Raw genomic sequence first — 15,624 nt, 5'->3', positions numbered from 1 at the left:
GTAGGTCGTTCGGCGAACCTCAGCCGAAGATCTTGAACATCGCCCAGCCGAAGGCGAGGTCGAGGACCGAGACGATCGCGATGACGAACACCACGAAGGTCAGCACGACCACGAAGTAGGTGGAGAGCTGCTTGCGGGTCGGCCAGACGACCTTGCGGAGCTCGGCGACCACCTCGCGGTAGAAGCGCACCAGTCCACGGCGCTGCTTGCCTTCCGCAGGCTTGCCGGCGCCGGACGGTGCCGGGGTGCGCGTCTCCGTCACGACCTACCTCTTTCGCTAGCGGCGGCCTGACCGGCCCTGCGCCGGTCAGGATTTGCAGGGCACGAGGGACTTGAACCCCCAACCTTCGGTTTTGGAGACCGATGCTCTGCCAGTTGAGCTAGTGCCCTCTGCAATCCATCCGGACGCCGCGTCGGACCTGATCTCAGGCATGCCGGATCAGGGCCACCAACGCCCGGACTAGAAGAGTGTACGGGGTCTGAGCCACCTGGTCGAACTGAGGCCCTTGCCCGCACGACCCCCTGCCGGGCGCCGCACCGCGGTCAGAACCATACAGCCTCTACCCGGTCCCAACGGACCACACCCCTGGCGTGTTCCCGGGACCGTCCAGTGGAATCGGCGGGCACCGCCGGACGCCGTGGTGCCAGGATGGAGGCCATGGGTTCCAGGATCTCGGCGCGGATCGGCGCCATCAGTGAATCGGCGACGCTGGCGGTCGACGCCAAGGCGAAGGCACTCAAGGCGGCCGGACGCCCGGTCATCGGGTTCGGCGCGGGCGAGCCGGACTTCCCGACGCCGGACTACATCGTGGAAGCGGCGGTCGAAGCGGCGCGGGATCCGAAGAACCACCGGTACAGCCCGGCCGGCGGCCTGCCGGAGCTGAAGCAGGCGATCGCGGTCAAGACCAAGCGGGACTCCGGCTACGAGATCGAGGCGGCCCAGGTCCTGGTCACGAACGGCGGCAAGCACGCGGTGTACAACGCGTTCGCGACGCTGCTCGACCCGGGTGACGAGGTGCTGCTGCCCGCGCCGTACTGGACGACGTACCCGGAGACCATCCGGCTGGCGGGCGGCGTGCCCGTGGAGGTGTTCGCGGACGAGTCGCAGAACTACTCCGTCACGGTCGAGCAGCTCGAGGCGGCCCGGACCCCGCGGACCAAGGCCCTGCTGTTCTGCTCGCCGTCGAACCCGACCGGCGCGGTCGACAGCCCGGAGACGATCGAAGCGATCGGCCGCTGGGCGCTCGAGCACGACCTGTGGGTGATCACCGACGAGATCTACGAGCACCTGACGTACGGCGATGCCCGCTCGACCTCGATCCCGGTCGTGGTGCCAGAGCTGGCCGACAAGACCGTCGTACTCAACGGCGTCGCCAAGACGTATGCGATGACGGGCTGGCGGGTCGGCTGGATGATCGGCCCGAAGGACGTCATCAAGGCCGCGACCAACCTGCAGTCGCACCAGACCTCGAACGTCTGCAACGTTGCCCAGCGGGCCGCTCTTGCGGCGGTGTCCGGCGACCTGAGCGCGGTCGACGAGATGAAGAAGGCGTTTGATCGCCGTCGACGGACCATGGTCCGGATGCTCAACGAGATCCCCGGCGTCGAGTGCCCGGAGCCGACCGGTGCGTTCTACGCGTATCCGTCGGTCAAGGGCGTGCTCGGCAAGGAGATCAACGGACGGACGGCTGGTTCCTCGGCGGAGCTGGCTGACCTGATCCTGGACGAGGTCGAGGTGGCGGTGGTGCCGGGTGAGGCGTTCGGTGCGCCGGGGTACCTGCGGCTGTCGTACGCGCTCGGGGACGACGACCTGGTCGAGGGGCTGAGCCGGATCGCCAAGCTTCTGGGCTGACTGGATTTCGCCGTGCGGGTAGGGCCTCGGTAACCTTCGGTAATGACGCAGCGGGATCTGCGGGTGCTGCCGAAAACACACCTGCATCTGCACTTCTCCGGGTCGATGCGGCATCTGACGCTGGTCGAGCTGGCGGACAAGCACGGGGTCCGGCTTCCGGACGCATTGCGGACGGACTGGCCGCCGGAGCTGTCGGCAGCTGACGAGCGCGGCTGGTTCCGGTTCCAGCGGTTGTACGACATCGCCCGCTCGGTGCTGCGGACGGAGGACGACGTACGCCGTCTGGTCCGTGAGGCGGCCGAGGACGACCGCGCCGACGGGTCACGCTGGCTGGAGATCCAGGTCGACCCGTCCGGGTACGCGAACCGGTTCCACGGGATCACGGAGTTCACCGACCTGGTGCTCGATGCCGCGCGGGATGCGTCGGAGTCGACGGGCATCTCCGTGCAGGTGATCATCGCCGCGAACCGGACCCGTCACCCGCTGGACGCACGGACGCTGGCGCGGCTGGCATCGCAGTACGTCGGCCGCGGGGTGGTCGGGTTCGGTCTGTCCAACGACGAGCGCCGCGGTACGACGTCCGAGTTCGCCCCCGCCTTCCGCATCGCCCGCCACGCCGGTCTCCTCGCCGCCCCCCACGGCGGCGAACTGTGCGGCCCCGCCACGGTCCGCACCTGCCTCGACGAGCTAGGCGCCGGCCGCATCGGCCACGGCGTACGTTCCGTAGAGGACCCCGACCTCCTGAAGCGCGTGGTCGACGCCCAGATCGCCCTGGAAGTCTGCCCCGCCTCCAACGTCTCCCTAGGCGTCTACCGCCGCCCCGAAGACGTCCCCCTCCGCCACCTCTACGAAGCCGGCGCCCGCATCGCCCTGGGCGCCGACGACCCGTTGCTCTTCGGCTCCCGCCTGGCCGAACAGTACGAAACCGCCCGCACCGTCCACGCCTTCACCGACCCCGAACTGGCCGACCTGGCCCGCTCCTCAGTCCTGGCCTCCACCGCCCCACCCGAAGTCCAAAAATCCCTCCTCACCGAAATCGACCAATGGCTAGGCACCCCCGCGACGGTTCCCGCCTGACAGCAAAATAAGTGCCGGGTGAGTTCCGGTTCAGGTCGTTGCCTGGGGGTTGGGGCGGGCCTAACTTTGCTGGCATGACGCCGACGAAGATCTTGCTGCCGGAAGATGAGATGCCCACGCGGTGGTACAACGTGCTTCACGATCTGCCGACGCCACCGCCGCCGGTGTTGCATCCGGGGACGGGGCAACCGATCGGGCCGGAGGATCTGGCGCCGTTGTTCCCGATGGACCTCATCATGCAAGAGGTTTCGCAGGAGCAGTACGTCGATATCCCGGGCGAGGTGCTCGACGTCTACCGGCTGTGGCGACCCAGTCCGCTGTACCGGGCGCATCGGTTGGAGAAGGCGCTCGATACACCGGCACGCATCTACTACAAGTACGAAGGCGTCTCGCCGGCCGGATCACACAAACCCAACACCGCCGTCCCACAGGCGTACTACAACGCGAAATCCGGCGTCCGGAAGCTCACCACCGAGACCGGCGCAGGACAGTGGGGTACTGCGCTCGCCTTCGCCTGCGCGCAGTACGACCTGGAGTGCGAGGTCTGGCAGGTGCGGGCGTCGTACGACCAGAAGCCGTACCGGCGGACGATGATGCAAGTCTTCGGCGCGACCGTGCACCCGAGCCCGTCGGACCTGACCGAGGCCGGGCGGAAGATCCTTGCCGAGCACCCCGATTCCACCGGTTCGCTCGGGATCGCGATCAGCGAGGCAGTCGAAGCCGCCGTCCAGGATCCCGAGGTGCATTACGCCCTCGGCTCGGTCCTCAACCACGTGCTGCTGCACCAGACGATCATCGGCGAGGAAGCCCTGATCCAGCTCGCAATGGTTGGCGAGACCCCCGATCTCCTCGTCGGCTGCACCGGCGGCGGGTCGAACTTCGGCGGCCTGGCGTTCCCGTTCCTGCGGGAGAAGTGGGCCGGCCGGATGTCACCGGTCGTCCGCGCGGTCGAGCCGGCCGCCTGCCCGTCGCTCACCCAGGGCACGTATGCGTACGACTTCGGCGACACCCTCGGCATGACACCGCTGATGAAGATGCACACGCTCGGCCACGACTTCATCCCCGACCCGATCCACGCCGGCGGCCTGCGGTACCACGGGATGAGCCCGCTGATCAGCCACCTGTACGAGTCCGGCGAGATCGAGGCCATCGCCAAACCCCAGTCCGAGTGCTTCGCCGCAGGCATCCAGTTCGCCCGCACCGAAGGCATCGTCCCAGCCCCTGAACCCACCCACGCGCTGGCCGCCGCGATCGAGGAAGCCCAACGCTGTAAGGAATCCGGCGAGGAGAAGGTCATCCTCACCGCCCTCTGCGGCCACGGCCACCTGGATCTGGCGGCGTACGACGCCTACCTCTCCAACACGATGACCGACCGCAGCTGGGACGACGCCGAGATCCAGTCAGCAGTCGCCGACGCCCTGACCCGTCTGCCTGCCCTTGGCTAGCGTCCGCCGCGTTTCCACCACGGCTTCGGGCGCTTGGCGACCGCGGTGAGCCAGTCCGGCGGGATGGCCCAACCGCGCGAACTCAGCGCCGCGAAGTAGTCCGTCTTCAGGCTGTCCGGCAGCCAGTACGTCGCTCTGCGCTGCCCGGACGCCTCGAAGTACGTCGTACGGTGGCGCCGGCTCCAGACCGTCGCCTGACTGGAGCTGTACGCGAGTCGCACATAGTCCCAGCGCGCCTGCTCGTCGTCCATGTCGAACCCGCGCTCGGGCACGCGTGCCGCGCCGCGAGGTTCCTGATCGATCTCGTCGATCAGCTTCTGTACGACGGCGCGGTCGTCGGTCATCTCCTCCGGCAACCGCAGCCCGACCGGATCCAGCACGACCGGGCCCAACCGCGGCCGAGCCACCTCGAGAAACACCTCGAGCAGCGCGAACCCTTCCTCGGCCCGCCCGAACAGGTCCAACTCGGCACGCAAGGTAGTAACGGCTTCCTCGACCACCCGACAACCCTAAGGGCTGTCTGCCCCAGATGGAGGGGCTGCCCCTATCTGCCCCGGGTTGCCCCGCGATGCCCCGCCGTGATCACGCTCAGCAAGCGCGACGGCGAGGCCGCAGCTGCGAAGAACGACCGATTTACGGCCACGAGGCGGTCCACGATTGCGGCCAAATCCCTTTCCCAGCAGTGTTTTCGGGGCAGTTCGGGGCATCGTGGGGCAGATCATCCACAAGGCCCGATTTCGTGGTCGCAGAGGGTGTTCGGCGTCTTACAGTTACCGCCATGTCAGAGCCCAACGAGATGTTGCGCGGCGCGCGAGAGCGCACCCCGTCGCGCCGCGCGCCGGGCGAACACATGTCCCGGGCCGAGCTCGCCGACGCGATCTGTGCCTGGCTGTGGGACACGACCGAGATCAAGTACGAGCTCGACGGCCACTACATCGCCAAGCTGGAACGCGGCGCCGTCCGCTGGCCCGGCGCCGCCTACCGTTCCGGTCTGCGGCATGTCCTCGATGTTGCCGCCGACAACGAACTCGGGTTCTTCCCGCCGTCCGGCATCGCCGTGGCCGAGCCGGAGCCGACACCGCCCTCGATGGTCGGTCACGACGACGATCTGATCCACGCAAGTGACGAGTCGATCGCGCTGCTGTCGTTCGCCGAGGAGTCCAACGTCGGCGAGCTCACGGTCGAGCAACTGCAGGCAGACATCGAGCGCATCGCCCAGTCCTATCTCCGTACGCCGACCCGACCGTTGTTCGCCAAGAGCCGAGCGATCCGCGACCGAGCCTTCGCGCTGCTCGCCGGCAACCAATCCCCCCGCCAATCCCGCGACCTGTACTCCGCGGCCGGCTTCGCCATCACCATGCTCGCGTGGATGTCCGTCGACCTCGGCCGCCCGGACATCGCCGAAAGCCACACCCGCACCGCCTGGGCCTGCGCCGAGGCCGCGGACCACGACGTACTGCGCGGCTGGATTCGCGCCACCCAGCACACCGCCGCCTTCTGGCAGGAGGACTTCGTCCGCGCTGCGGCGTACGCCGAAGACGGACTGCGGTATTCCGCCGGTACGTCGAGACTGTTCCTGGCCAGCGCAGCGTCGGTCGACAACGCCCGCGCCGGCCAGCCCGACAAAGCCCGCGACATGCTCGACCTGGCCCAACAGCTGTCCGTACGCCAGGCCGACTCCGAGCCGGGCGGCCTCCTGCTCTGTACGCCGGAGCGCGCCGAGGGGCTGTGGGCAGATACCTACCTCGCCTTCGGTCAGCCCGAGCACACGTCGAACCACGCCGATCACAGCGTCGCGCTGTTCGAGGCAGCGCCGTACGTCCTCCGGAATCCAGGGTCCGAGCGGATGGCCCGCCTGCAGCAAGCGAAGGCGCGGCTGCTCCTCGGTCAGCTCGACGGTGCGATCGAGGCCGTCGAGCCGGTGCTCGACCTTCCGCTGGAGTACCGCGTCCGCCCGCTGATTCATCGCCTCGCGGAGGTCGCGGCGCTCACCTCGCCGTACGCCCACACGCCGAAGGCGCGCATGCTCCGCGCGCGCATCGCCGAGTTCATCCAGCTCCCGGCACGGAGGAAAGAGGACCAGACATGATCAAGGACGTCCGCGATCACTGGTACTGGCGCCCCAACTGGCGGCCCGGGCGATCGTTCTACACCTGGCACGTCGTCTTCCCGGAAGACTCCGTCGTGACTGAGGTACACGCGGCGTACCAGCACCTGGTCGACTCGCTTCCCGGGATCACGCCGGTGCCGGCGCAGTGGCTGCATCTCACGGTGCAAGGAGTCGGGTTCACGGACAAGGTCCCGCGGCCGGATCTCGACCAGATCATCGAGGCGACGCGTCGGCGGCTCGAGCACTTCCGGCCGTTCGAGATCAAGCTCGGCTCGGCGGTCGTCGATGTCGAGAGCCTGCAGCTCCCGGTGGAGCCGGTCGACCGGATGCGCCGGCTCCGCGCCCAGCTGCGTGCGGCGATCACCGACGTGTGGGGCCGCGACTCGGTGCCTGCGCTGCCCGAGCTCAATCCACACATCTCGCTCGGCTACTGGAACCAGGTCGCTCCCGCCGAGCCGCTCGAGCAGCGCGTGAACGCGCTCGGCGGCGGTGTCGCCACGACCGAGCTGACCGACATCACGCTGATCGAGCTCAACCGCGACCACAACCGGTACGAGTGGACGACGTACGCGACCGTGCCGCTGGGCATCCAGGTATCGCGCGACGGATCAGGCGGATGAACGCCGCCACCTACGCCGGAGACAACGCCGCCCTGGTCATCCGAGCCCTCCTCGACTTCCGCAGCCTCTGGACAACCCACGACCTGGTCAGCACCACCGGCGTCCCGGCCCAAGACGTACGCCGAATCGTCGACCGCCTCGAACAAGACGACCTCGTCGAACGCCACGCTCCCGGGGTCGTCACCGTGCCCAACTGGCTCGCCCTACTACGCCGCTGGAACCAAGACTCCCCCTTCACCCGCACCACCCACCTCACCTATTGGCGCACCAAACCCGGCACCTCACCCCTCCTAGACCGAATCCCCACCACCCAAATCCGCCACGCCCTCACCGGCACGACCGCCGCCCAACACTGGACCCCAGAAACCCCCACCGGCCGCACTGTCATCTACACCCCAGACGCCCAAGCAGCAGCCACCGTCTGGGAACTCATACCGTCAAAAACCAAGTCGATCGTCCTAGCCGAGCCCACGCTCGACGTCGTCTACACCCGCACCCGCAAAACCCCCACCGGCCTCCGCCTAGCAGCCCCCAGCCAAGTCCTGTCCGACCTCCTAACCGGCGCCACCCCCTCCCGCCGCACCGCCGATCCACTGACCGATTGGATGCTGGACCACCCACTCGAATGGCGTTACTGACCGTAGGCGCGGATTGAGACGACGTGGGCTCGGGGGGAGCCGTTGGTGGTTTGGGGGGTTAGGCGGAGGTGGGTGGTTGGGGTGGGGGTGGGGAGGTGGTGGTGTTGGGTGCGGTGGTGGTTGTTGGTGACGACCGCGATGGGGTGCCAGGGGGCGTCGGGGGTGGGGCGGGATTCGAGGGTGTAGTTGGAGAGGAGGGTGGGGAGGGACTCGAAGGGGGTGCGGTGGTGGTGGAGGTTGATGAGGTCTTCCTGGACGTCGGCGTCGAGGATGACGACGACCTCGGCGAGTTCGACCGGCTCGGGCCAGGTGAGTTCCAGCCAGGGGTTCGGGTCCCAGGCGAGGTCTTCGGAGGACCACAGGTTGGGGCCGCCGTACGGGCGGGAGTAGCCGCCGATCACCTTCGACGCTGAGTACGCCGCCGTCTCGCCCAGGCGGACGCACAACCCGCCGCGCGGCAGGATGTGCTTCCAGGCGCGGAACTGTTCGGTCCACTCCTCGTCGGGCGCCGGATCGCGGTGGACGAAGTGCACAGTCCCCGGGAGCGCCGTCGACGCGGTGTGGACCGAGATGTCCGGCGTCTGACGCAGTACGACGAAAGCGTTCGTCGGCGCGGACGGATTCCACGACAGCGGCACCCGGATCCACCGCTTCTCACCCGCGGGTACGTCGATCGTGCAGGAACCGACCAACTCGGCCGGCAGGTAGTTCTGCGGCTTGACCGGATCATGCAGCTCGACGGTCAAGAACCCGCCGGCGGAGTCGACGAGCAACTCGAAGCCGTCCAACGACGGGTCAACGGGGATGACCATGCCGACATCGCTCGTCAACGGCAGAGTCCCCGACGACACCTCCACTACCGGTCGGGTCAACGTAGACGACGCGCTCACCGAAGCAGACAACGCAAGGTTCGCAGGATCGTCATCAACCACGCCGAGGACCGACGAGTCCGCCCGCGTCAACGCGCGCCGCACCAGGTCAAATCGAGACACCGCCAACTCCCGCGGAGACAATCCGTTGCGCAAGGCAACAGAAGCGCCGACCCCGGCCGCCTCGCCCAGCAGCGCACACGTCGCCATCACCCGCGTCGTACCGAACGCTACGTGACTAGCACTGATGTTGCGCCCGGCCATCCACAGGTTCTGTACGTTCCGCGAGTACAGCGACCGCAACGGAATGTGGTAGTTCCCGTCCGGATGCCAATGCTTCGACCCCCGCTCGGCCGCATAAACCCCACCAGGCGGATGCAGATCGATCGACCACCCACCAAAAGCCACCCGGTCCTCAAAAACCGTCTGCTCCAGAACATCCTGCTGCGTGAGCACATGGTCCCCCAGGAACCGCCGGTACTCCCGCTTCCCCGGCACCGACCCGATCCACTCGAGCGTCAGGTTCTCCGCGTCGAAGCGCCCCGAGTTCTTGATGTAGTCCCAGATCCCGTAAACGACAGCCTGCAACTCGTCCCGGATCGCCTCGTTGTCGTCCACGACGTCGAGCGACCCGCCCCACTCGATCCACCAGAACGCGCACCCGTTCATATCGGTCCGGATCACCCGTCGGTCCGGGATCGCGGTCTCGTTGACGTCCCGCGCGAACGACGGCGGCACAAACCGCACCGGCTCCCCCGCGTCCTTCGTGTAGAAGAGGATCGTGCTGCCCAGCGTGTTCGAGTCCGGCACGACCGGCGCCCACGATTCGTCGTACTCCGATCGCGGCTCGTGTCCCGTGCGGAAGTCAGCCCCCGCCAGCAGCCCGACCAGCCCGTCGCCCGAGCAGTCGACGTACGCCGGACTGACGAACCGGATCTCCTTCTCCGACCCCATCTGCCACCCGGTCACCGACTCGATCACCCCGTCAGCAACCGAAACCGACCGCACATCCGTGTTGAGGTACAGCGTGATCAGCGGCTCGGCGCGAACCGCCTCCAGCAGCACGAGATCCCAGTAGTACGGGTTCCCCAGCGGATTCCGGTACTGGTTCTCGACGAACAGCTCACCCATGATGCCGGTCTCGCGGGCGAAGCTCTGGACGCCGTGCGCGGTCGCCCCGCACACCCACACCCGCACCTCGCTGGACGAGTTGCCGCCGAGCACCGGCCGGTTCTGCACCAGCGCCACGGTGCTCCCCTGCCGCGCGGCGCCGATCGCCGCGCAGATCCCGGCGAGCCCGCCGCCGACGACGGTCAGATCGGTCTGGACCTCGAGCTGCTGCATTCAGAAACCTTTCATGTATCCGGATGTACGACGGGCTGCCCCGGCCCGTTCGGGTGATTGGCGGTGAGGTGATCGGGCACCCGCTGCGCGACCAGCACGAACAACAGCCCGGCCGTCAGTACGTCGCTCGCACGGCCGGCGAAGAACTCGGTCCAGTTGGATCCGTTCGGCGTACCGGTATCGAAGGTGACGTCGGCCAGCCGCGCGATCGGCGAGTCGACCATCCCGGTGATCGCGACGGTCAGCGCGCCCTCGTCGTGCGCCCGGCGTACGAACTCCAACGTCGTCGGATCGGTCCCGGAGCGGGTGACCGTGAGGGCCACGTCGCCGGAGCCGAGCAGGCCGGCGCCGATCTGCGACGACTGCGGCCCGTCGAAGAACCACACGGGGATCCCGATCCTCAGCAGCCGGATGTAGAGCTCCCGGGCCGGGATCGCGTCGCCCCACTCGCCGTAGATATGGGTACGCCGTGCGCCGGCGATGGCGTCCGCGACCCGCGTCGCCGCGTTGAGATCGATCGCAGCCAACGCGTTCCGCAACGCATTCGCCTGCGTCGACGCGAGCACGTTCAGCACCTGCTCGGGCGGATCGGCCGGGCCGATCGCCATGCCGATATCGCTCGCCCACCCGGCCTCGAGACCGCGGCCGACCTCCATCGCCAGGGCGGCGCGCAGCGCGGGATAACCGGCGTACCCCAGGTGCGTCGACAGGCGCGTCACCGTCGCGGCCGACGTCTGGGCGACCTCGGCCAGCTTCGTGATCGACCCGCGCGCGACCTCGTCCGGGTTCGCCAGGATGTGCTCGGCGACCCGCTGCATCGCACCGTTCAGCTCCGGCAGGGCCCGCTTGACCTGCTGCAACGGGCTCGGGCTCTCAGCTCTTTCCATGTCTGCCATCCCGTTATCGTCACGTATAGACGAACTGGGCACTCGCCACACCGTCGGTGTCGCTGACCACCCGCACCCAGTGCGCACTGAACCCCGGCGGGAACACATGCGTCCGGATCTGCCCCGGTTCCACCGTCAGTGTCTCCACCGCGCCGAACCGCCCGTGCCCGTGGAAGTCGATCTCGACCGTGATCCGCAACGGCTCAGAACCAAAGTTCTCCAAATGCAGACACTTCCCGTCGAAGCCCGTCATCAGATACGGATCCGAAGGCATTCCAGCCTCGACCGGCGTCTCCCACCACGGCCCACCCCACCCGGCTGGCTTCCCGAAACTCCACAGATCGTCCGTCTTCCCGAACCACAACCCCGACTGCGGCTCCGCCGTCGTCGGGTTCAGCCCATGACTCGGCGACGCGTTGTCCGCCCCAGCCACCAACATCCCGCGCCACGAGCAGAAGTCCCCGAGCACCCACAAATGCGTCGAGATCGGTCGCACGCCCCAGATCCGCCCGCCGTACGCCCACGGCGACAGCTCGTAGAACATCCCGTGGTGGTCCATCAGCAGCCGCTCGTGCTCGACCTCCCGGATCCGCGGCCACTCGGTCTGCCACTTGTGATCGAAACAGTGCGAGGCCTTCGGCAGCCGGTACCGCGTCCATTTCTGATCCGCCTCGGTGAACACCTCGAGGATCGCCGACGCCCGGTCCCACCCGGTCGCGAAGATCGTCCCGCCGAACTCGTGCCGCCCGCCGATCGCGGTGAACGGATCCTCCCGCAGTACCCTCCACGTCCGACCGTCGTACTCCGCCAGCCGCCCGCGCGACCGCGTGCCGGCCCACTCGGGCTCGGCGTACTCGTTGGAACACACCACGAGCCGGCCGAACGACGTGTAGCAGTCCTTGTAGTGCACCTTCATCTCGCCGTCGGTGCCGAGCTCGTCGTTGAGGTCGAAGAGCTGCGTGCACTCGTACGTCGTGAGGTCAAGCTCGAGCAGTTCCCCCTCCATCGCGAGCACGTACACGTGGGTGTCCGGCTTGGTCAGGTGCCTCGACGTACCGCAGACGCGCAACGGCTGGAGCTCGGGGATGGTGACGATCTTGTGATCGGCGGAGATCACGTGCGGCCCGAGCACGAGCTTGGAGGTCGGGAAGTGCACGAACCGGTTGGTGTACGTGCCGTCCACCCCGAGCGTCTCGGCGACGATCTCCATCGAGAAGTCGGCGTCGATCCGGCGGAGACTGACGCCCGCGCCGGACGGGGCCTTGTGCGAGTTGTAGTTCTGGACATAGAGCTTCCCGTTCCACGGCATCAGCGAACCGACGCCAAGCTCGCTGCGCGGCGGACCGAAGTCGCCGATCTGGGCAAGCTGCGGGAAGACACCTGAGACGTTGTTCATTTGATCCCTGTGTGAGTCATGGCGGCGATGAACCGCCGCTGCAGGACGACGAACACGATCAGCACCGGCACGATCGAGATCACCGAGGCGGCCATCGTCAGGCCGGGTGCGATCTGGCCCTGTTCGTCGACGAAGTTGGTCAGGCTGAGCGGCAGCGTGTAGCGGTCGGGGTTGCTGATCAGCACCAGCGGCGTCTCGTAGTCGTTCCATGACCAGACGAACGCGAGGATGCCGAGCGCGCTCATCACCGGTGTTGCCAACGGCAAGTAGATCCGGGTGAAAACGCGCCATTCGTTCGCGCCGTCCATCCGCGCGGCTTCGGCGAACTCGGCCGGCTGGCTGATGAAGAACTGCCGCATCAGGAACGTGCCGAGCACGGTGAACATGCCGGGCAGGATCAGCGCCCAGAGCGTGTCGTACAGCCCGAGCTTCTGGAAGTAGATGAACCGCGGCACCAGCAGCAGCTGCGCCGGGATGATCGCGGTCGCGAGATAGAGCAGGAACAACTTGTCGCGGCCCTTGAACGACATCCGCGCGAAGGCGTAACCGGCCATCGTCGCGGTGATCAGCTCGCCCGCGACCCGGAGTACGGCGACGAAGATCGAGCGCCCGAACGCCGGGAGTACCGAGGTCGCTCCGGACAGCACCGTGGTGAAGTTGTCCCATTGGAACGGGTTCGGGATCCACTGCATCGGGATCTTGTACGCGTCCACGTCCGGCTTCAGCGCGGTCGAGATCATCCACGCGAACGGCGCGAGGAACGCGATCGCCAGGATCCACAACGGGATCCCCCACAACCACTTGGACTTAGTCATTGAGGGCCCTCCCTCGCTGCGCCCGCCAGGTGAGCAGAGTCAGGACGAGTACGCCGACGAACGTCACCAGGCCGATCGCCGATGCGTAGCCGAACCGGTAGAACTGGAAGCCTGTTTGGTACATGTAGTACGAGATCGTCGTGGTCGAGTCGCCGGGACCGCCGGCCGTGATCAGTGCGATCAGACCGAAGCCCTGCGATGCCCCGATGATCAGCGTGACCAACAGGAAGATCGTTGTCGGCAGCAACGACGGCCAGGTGATCACGCGGAACTTCGCCCAGACGGACGCGCCGTCGATGTCGGCTGCTTCGTACAGCTGCCGCGGTGCGTCCTGCAGCGCGGACAGGTAGATCAGCGAGCAGTACCCGACACCGCCCCAGATCGCCATCACGATCAGCGCGGGCAGCGCCCAGTGCGACGAGGCGAACCAGCCCGGTTGGATGCCGAAGGCATCGAGTACCTTGTTGACCAGGCCGGCCTTCGGGTTCATCAGCATCAGCCAGGTCATGCCGATCGCGACCACGTTGACGATGTACGGGAGGAAGAAGATCGCCCGCAGTACGGCGCGACCCGGCAGCGGGCGGTTGAGCGCGATACCGAGCGCGAGTCCTCCGACGACGGTGAGCGGTACGGACACCACGACGTACACCAGCGTCAGCCCGATCGCGTGCCAGAACCCGGGATCGCGGGCGATCGCGACGAAGTTGTCGATGCCGTTGAAGGTGATGCCGCCGAGACCGGACACCAGGTTCCAGTCGGTGAACGCGAGGACGACGACGCTGATCAGCGGGATCAGAGTGAACGCGACCACGCCGAGCAGGTTCGGCGCGATGAACAGGAATCCGATCCAGCCGCGCGGTTTGATCCCGGGCGCCTTCTCGGTCCGGACCGCCGGTGCGGCCGCGACGGTTGCGGTGGCCATCAGGGCCTCCTCTCGTTACGGGCGATCGCGGCGTCGGCGAGCCGCCGTACCTCACGGATCGCGACGCCCGGGTCCTTCTCGCCCAGCCAGCACAGGTCGCGCTGCTGCTTCACGGCGAGCGTGATCTCCGGGAACCCGGTCAGCCGGGTGTCGGTCGCGAGCTTGGGATCCGCCTCGAGTACGACGCGGCGGAACGAGTCCATGTCGAAGTACTTCTCCGGCTCCTTGCCGAGCATGCCGGTGATCACCTGGTCGTCGGTGACACCGCCGAGCGCGGGCAGCTTGCCGCCCTTGAGCATCGGCGTCGCGCCCTCGGTCAGCCAGAACTTCACGAACGCCCAGGCCGCCTCGAACTTCGGCGACTTCGGGTTGATCATGATGAAGTTGCTGTACGAGCCGCCGTTCCAGTCCTTGCCGTCGACGGTCGGCGACGGGGCGAACGCGACCTTGAAGTCGTGCGGGTACTTCTTCGCGTCGTACAGGTAGCGCAGGTTGAACGGCGCGGTCGACCAGAGGTGGAACTCCTCGGTCAGGAACGAGTTCTGCTGGTACGCGTCGAGGTGGCGGGCGAGGACCTCGGTCCACGGGAACGCCGTACCGTCGGCGATCATCTCGCGGCCGACCCGGAAGCCCTGCTCGAAGTGCGGGTCGCCGAAGTTGCTGCGGTTGCCGTCGTACCAGTAGTTGGGTCCGAGAGCGATCCGGGCGATGTCGGGGACCGTGTAGGCGCCGACGGTCTTGCCGGTGGTCAGCCGCTTCGCCGTACTGCGGAACTCGTCGATCGTCCACGAGTCCGGGAGGTCGACGCCGGCCTGCTGCCGGAGCTTCTCGTTGAACAACACGAAGAACGGCTCGCGCGCGGTGGCGAGCGCCTTCACCTTGCCGTTGTCGATGTACGACCGCGGCTGCTCGGTGTCGAGGAACACCTTCAGGTCCGGGTCGTTAGTCACGCGATCAGTCAGGTCCGCCGCCAGTCCGGACCCGGCCCTGAGCGCCATCGCGCCCTGCGAATAGGTGAAGTACACGTCGATGTCGACGCCACCCTGCAGCGCGGTGTCGAGCTTGAGGTTGCCGCGATCGTCGTTCACGAACCGCGTGTAGTTCACGTCGTACTGCGGAAACTTCTCCCGAAACGCCTTCACCACATCCCCCGGCCCCGACGCCGCCGGCACCCCACCCCAAACCTGCAAAGCCCCCGACCGCCCGCCTCCACCGCCCGCCGCACACCCCGGCACCACAGCAGCCGCCAACCCCGCACCCACCCCGGCAAGAACCTCCCGCCGAGAAAATCTTTTACGCCTCACACTCCACCTCCCACCAATTTCTGCAAAAGATTAGCCACCCAACCCGCCCCTGTGAACCCCCTCTGCAAAACTTTTTCACCCAGGTACGCCGGCACCCGCGTCCGACCAGGTACGTCGACCCCGGCGGGCTACGCAGCCGCTCTGTCGTCGCTCCGCTCCTCCGCCGCGAGTTGCGGGCTGCCGCCCGCGTGCGACAACTAGGCCGGCGCCGTCGTGCGGGAACCGTCGTCGCGGGTGACTCTCGTCGCGCGACTGCGGGCCTGGTGTGACTGCGAATCCCGGGGTGACTGCGATCCCCCGGATAACTTCCACCCCTGGAGGACCGGGGCAGTCGAGGCCTCACCC

At 67.4% G+C, this 15,624-nt stretch carries 14 protein-coding genes and 1 tRNA gene; 6 read left to right on the top strand and 9 right to left on the bottom strand.

Translation table 11 applies throughout. From position 1 onward, the window contains the following. Positions 1-19 precede the first annotated feature (19 nt). Both secE and FDA38_RS35660 read right to left on the bottom strand, forming a co-directional pair. Positions 20-262, bottom strand: coding sequence for a preprotein translocase subunit SecE (gene secE / locus FDA38_RS35665; protein WP_134107100.1), 243 nt, complete (start codon positions 260-262; stop codon positions 20-22). A 55-nt stretch (positions 263-317) separates the two neighbouring features. Next, positions 318-390 (bottom strand) — tRNA-Trp (locus tag FDA38_RS35660). A gap of 268 nt (positions 391-658) precedes the next feature. On the opposite strand from FDA38_RS35660, the gene FDA38_RS35655 reads away from it, so the two are divergent. The 3 genes from FDA38_RS35655 to FDA38_RS35645 all read left to right on the top strand — a co-directional run bounded on the left by FDA38_RS35655 (position 659) and on the right by FDA38_RS35645 (position 4,374). After that, positions 659-1,852, top strand: coding sequence for a pyridoxal phosphate-dependent aminotransferase (locus tag FDA38_RS35655; RefSeq protein WP_170989985.1), 1,194 nt, complete (start codon positions 659-661; stop codon positions 1,850-1,852). 42 nt (positions 1,853-1,894) lie between these two features. Further along, complete coding sequence (locus FDA38_RS35650) at positions 1,895-2,929, top strand: adenosine deaminase (RefSeq protein WP_137258612.1); 1,035 nt, start codon at positions 1,895-1,897, stop codon at positions 2,927-2,929. Positions 2,930-3,003: 74 nt separating this feature from the next. Continuing rightward, on the top strand, positions 3,004-4,374 hold the full coding sequence (locus FDA38_RS35645) for a TrpB-like pyridoxal phosphate-dependent enzyme (protein ID WP_137258611.1): 1,371 nt from the start codon (positions 3,004-3,006) through the stop codon (positions 4,372-4,374). Here the strand turns inward: FDA38_RS35645 and FDA38_RS35640 are convergent. After that, positions 4,371-4,874 carry a hypothetical protein gene (locus FDA38_RS35640; RefSeq protein ID WP_137258610.1) on the bottom strand — a complete coding sequence of 168 codons (504 nt, stop codon included), beginning with the start codon at positions 4,872-4,874 and terminating at the stop codon, positions 4,371-4,373. The genes FDA38_RS35645 and FDA38_RS35640 overlap by 4 nt on opposite strands. A 278-nt stretch (positions 4,875-5,152) precedes the next feature. Here FDA38_RS35640 and FDA38_RS35635 point away from each other — a divergent pair, with 278 nt between their 5' ends. Genes FDA38_RS35635 through FDA38_RS35625 form a run of 3 tightly spaced genes read left to right on the top strand, consistent with a single transcriptional unit; the run spans position 5,153 to position 7,742 of the window. Continuing rightward, positions 5,153-6,463, top strand: coding sequence for a hypothetical protein (locus FDA38_RS35635; RefSeq protein ID WP_233715127.1), 1,311 nt, complete (start codon positions 5,153-5,155; stop codon positions 6,461-6,463). Further along, complete coding sequence (locus FDA38_RS35630; RefSeq protein ID WP_137258609.1) at positions 6,460-7,104, top strand: 2'-5' RNA ligase family protein; 645 nt, start codon at positions 6,460-6,462, stop codon at positions 7,102-7,104. Before FDA38_RS35635 ends, FDA38_RS35630 begins: the two co-directional genes overlap by 4 nt. Beyond that, a complete protein-coding gene (locus FDA38_RS35625; protein ID WP_137258608.1) occupies positions 7,101-7,742 on the top strand; it encodes a MarR family transcriptional regulator in 642 nt (213 codons plus the stop codon). Before FDA38_RS35630 ends, FDA38_RS35625 begins: the two co-directional genes overlap by 4 nt. Here the strand turns inward: FDA38_RS35625 and FDA38_RS35620 are convergent. Genes FDA38_RS35620 through FDA38_RS35595 form a run of 6 tightly spaced genes read right to left on the bottom strand, consistent with a single transcriptional unit; the run spans position 7,736 to position 15,237 of the window. Then, positions 7,736-9,955, bottom strand: a complete 2,220-nt coding sequence (locus FDA38_RS35620; RefSeq protein ID WP_137258607.1) for an FAD-dependent oxidoreductase — start codon at positions 9,953-9,955, stop codon at positions 7,736-7,738. The two genes, FDA38_RS35625 and FDA38_RS35620, sit on opposite strands and share 7 nt — an antisense overlap. A gap of 11 nt (positions 9,956-9,966) precedes the next feature. Further along, entirely contained in the window at positions 9,967-10,842 is an 876-nt protein-coding gene (locus FDA38_RS35615; RefSeq protein ID WP_233715126.1) for a MurR/RpiR family transcriptional regulator, read from the bottom strand. Between the two features lie 19 nt (positions 10,843-10,861). Then, entirely contained in the window at positions 10,862-12,238 is a 1,377-nt protein-coding gene (locus FDA38_RS35610; RefSeq protein ID WP_137258605.1) for a hypothetical protein, read from the bottom strand. Next, positions 12,235-13,053 carry a carbohydrate ABC transporter permease gene (locus FDA38_RS35605; RefSeq protein ID WP_137258604.1) on the bottom strand — a complete coding sequence of 273 codons (819 nt, stop codon included), beginning with the start codon at positions 13,051-13,053 and terminating at the stop codon, positions 12,235-12,237. The genes FDA38_RS35610 and FDA38_RS35605 overlap by 4 nt, the downstream gene beginning before the upstream one ends. Next, positions 13,046-13,975 (bottom strand): carbohydrate ABC transporter permease, encoded by a 930-nt coding sequence (locus tag FDA38_RS35600; protein ID WP_137258603.1) that lies wholly within the window; start codon positions 13,973-13,975, stop codon positions 13,046-13,048. Before FDA38_RS35600 ends, FDA38_RS35605 begins: the two co-directional genes overlap by 8 nt. After that, entirely contained in the window at positions 13,975-15,237 is a 1,263-nt protein-coding gene (locus FDA38_RS35595; RefSeq protein WP_233715125.1) for an ABC transporter substrate-binding protein, read from the bottom strand. Before FDA38_RS35595 ends, FDA38_RS35600 begins: the two co-directional genes overlap by 1 nt. Positions 15,238-15,624: the final 387 nt, after the last annotated feature.

Source organism: Kribbella jiaozuonensis, from assembly GCF_005233875.1.
Lineage (GTDB): Bacteria > Actinomycetota > Actinomycetes > Propionibacteriales > Kribbellaceae > Kribbella > Kribbella jiaozuonensis.
This window is presented reverse-complemented; position numbering and strand designations above follow the sequence as displayed.